The 2,147-nt window shown below is 65.0% G+C and carries 4 protein-coding genes; 1 reads left to right on the forward strand and 3 read right to left on the reverse strand.

The window, feature by feature from the left end:
• Nucleotides 1-9 precede the first annotated feature (9 nt).
• Nucleotides 10-708: a ribonuclease HII gene (locus EN984_RS32165; protein WP_127270953.1), complete on the forward strand. Its 699-nt coding sequence runs from the start codon at nt 10-12 to the stop codon at nt 706-708.
• Between the two features lie 91 nt (nt 709-799).
• On the opposite strand, the gene EN984_RS32170 is transcribed toward EN984_RS32165, so the two are convergent.
• The 3 genes from EN984_RS32170 to EN984_RS32180 all read right to left on the reverse strand — a co-directional run.
• On the reverse strand, nt 800-1,291 hold the full coding sequence (locus EN984_RS32170; RefSeq protein WP_127270951.1) for a F0F1 ATP synthase subunit B: 492 nt from the start codon (nt 1,289-1,291) through the stop codon (nt 800-802).
• Between the two features lie 10 nt (nt 1,292-1,301).
• Nucleotides 1,302-1,901 carry a F0F1 ATP synthase subunit B gene (locus EN984_RS32175; RefSeq protein ID WP_127272329.1) on the reverse strand — a complete coding sequence of 200 codons (600 nt, stop codon included), beginning with the start codon at nt 1,899-1,901 and terminating at the stop codon, nt 1,302-1,304.
• A gap of 63 nt (nt 1,902-1,964) precedes the next feature.
• A partial coding sequence (locus EN984_RS32180; protein ID WP_127384245.1) for a F0F1 ATP synthase subunit C occupies nt 1,965-2,147 on the reverse strand: 183 nt, incomplete at its 5' end.

The raw sequence follows: 2,147 nt of genomic DNA on the forward strand, positions 1-2,147 counted from the left end.
CGCCGCAACATGGCTCGCGCGCGTTCTGATTCTCCGCCTCTCTTTGAGATCATCGAGAAGCCCGACTTCTCCTTCGAGACGAAGGCGATGGCGGAGGGCCTGTGGCCGGTTGCCGGGATGGACGAGGCCGGCCGTGGCCCCCTGGCCGGGCCGGTAGTCGCCGCGGCCGTGGTGCTCGATCCCGCCAACATTCCCGACGGCCTCGACGATTCCAAGCGCCTCAGCCATCTGCAGCGTGAAGCCTTGTTCCTGCGAATTCTCGGCTCTGCGCAGGCGGTCTCAATGGCCTCCATCAGTGCCGAGGGTATCGACGGCAGCAACATCCTCAAGGCAAGCCTGGAAGCCATGCGCCGCGCCCTGGTAGGGCTGTCGGTCAGACCGAAGCTCGCCCTTGCCGATGGACGCGACGTGCCGCCTGGCCTGCCTTGTGAAGGGCGCGCGCTGATCAAGGGCGACCAGCGTTCGCAGTCGATCGCCGCCGCCTCGATCGTCGCCAAGGTGATGCGTGATCGCATGATGTGCGGCTGCGGCAACCATCACGACCGTTACGGCTTCGAAGTCCATATGGGCTACGCCACGCTTCGCCATCGCACGGCAATCGAGGCGCATGGCCCGGTGGCGCGGCTGCATCGCGTATCGTTTTCGCCGTTCAGGCTGGGTGGCGCTGAAGTGGTCGAGGAAGAGAGCTTCGTCGGAATGGATAGCTGATCTCCCCCCTCGAGGGGGAGATTATCCCCGCCCACAACAAAAAGCCGCCAGGTTGCCCGGGCGGCTTTCGATGATTGGCTAGCGGGACCCTCTAGTTCAGCTTCGACTTCACGTCCGCAAGCGATGCCTTGAACAGATCGGCACCGGCCTTGGCGTCGATCTTGCCGGCAAGCAGCGCGCGCGCTGCCTCTACGGCGATGTCGACGGCGCTGGCGCGGACTTCGCTGATGGCGTCACGCTCGGCCTGGCCGATCTTCTGCTCGGCAAGCGCGGTGCGCCTGACAACATAGTCCTCGGTCTTCTTGTGCGCTTCGGCGGCAAGCAAGTCGGCTTCGCGCTTGGCGGCGGCGACGATGTCGGCGGCCTCCTGCTCGGCTTCCTTGCGCTTGCGCTGATACTGGCCAAGCAGTTGCTGGGCTTCCTCGCGCAGCCGGCGCGCTTCGTCGAGTTCGTTGCTGATCCTTTCGGCGCGGGCGTCGAGCGCCTTGGCGATCAGGCGAGGCACCTTGATGTAGACGGCAATGCCCAGGAAGATGACCAGGGCAACCGTGGCCCAGAGCGTCGCGAGAGATGTGGCGTCCATGATGCGCTCCTCACCGGGCCACGGATTTGACCGCGGCCGCGATCTCTGCCTTGCTGGCCTTGCCGCCAACCAGGGCTTCGACAATCGCCGAAGCGGTGTCCTCGGCGATGCTGCCGACTTCCTTCATGGCATTGGCCTTGATGGAAGAGATGCGGGCCTCGGCTTCGCCAAGCTTGGCGTCGAGCGCGGCCTCGACCTTCTTGCGAGCGGTGTCGGCCTCGGCCTTAGCCGCGTCGTTGGCCTGCTGGCCGATCGCGTTGGCCTTGGTCTTGGCTTCCGCCAGTTCCTGCTCGTAGGCAGCAACGGCAGCGTCGGCCTCGCCCTTCAACTTGGCCGCCTGATCGAGATCCTGCGTGATGCGATCGTTGCGGACATCGATGATGCCGCCGACGCGCGGCATCACAACCCGCTTCAGGAAGAGATAGAACAGCCCGAAGGTGATCGCCAGCCACAGAAGCTGCGACGGGAACGTCGCCGGATCGAATGGCGGAAACGTGCCATGCGCTTCAGCAGGCACACCGGTGCTGGAATGCGTGTCGCCTTCCGTAGCAGCGTGGCTGGTATCGGCTGATGGCGCGGACTCTTGCGCAAAGGCAGATGTCACGAACATGGACTATCCCCGAAATTCAGGCCCGCCGCTCGCGCGGCCGGCCTGTCCAATCTTCCCGAGTGCTCAGCCGAACAGGGCCAGAAGCGCGATGAGAAGCGAGAAGATGCCCAGAGCTTCGGTCACGGCGAAACCGAAGATCAGGCGGCCGAACTGGCCATCGGCAGCCGACGGGTTGCGCAGTGCGCCCGCGAGGTAGCTGCCGAAGATGTTGCCGAGGCCAATGCCCGCACCACCCATGCCCAGGCA

It is taken from the genome of Mesorhizobium sp. M7A.F.Ca.CA.004.12.1.1 (assembly GCF_003997835.1).
GTDB lineage: Bacteria > Pseudomonadota > Alphaproteobacteria > Rhizobiales > Rhizobiaceae > Mesorhizobium.

Coding starts and splice junctions, on each gene's coding strand:
- EN984_RS32170 (WP_127270951.1), bottom strand. CDS start 1,291: ATGGACGCCACATCTCTCGCGACGCTCTGGGCCACGGTTGCCCTGGTC.
- EN984_RS32175 (WP_127272329.1), bottom strand. CDS start 1,901: ATGTTCGTGACATCTGCCTTTGCGCAAGAGTCCGCGCCATCAGCCGAT.
- EN984_RS32165 (WP_127270953.1), top strand. CDS start 10: ATGGCTCGCGCGCGTTCTGATTCTCCGCCTCTCTTTGAGATCATCGAG.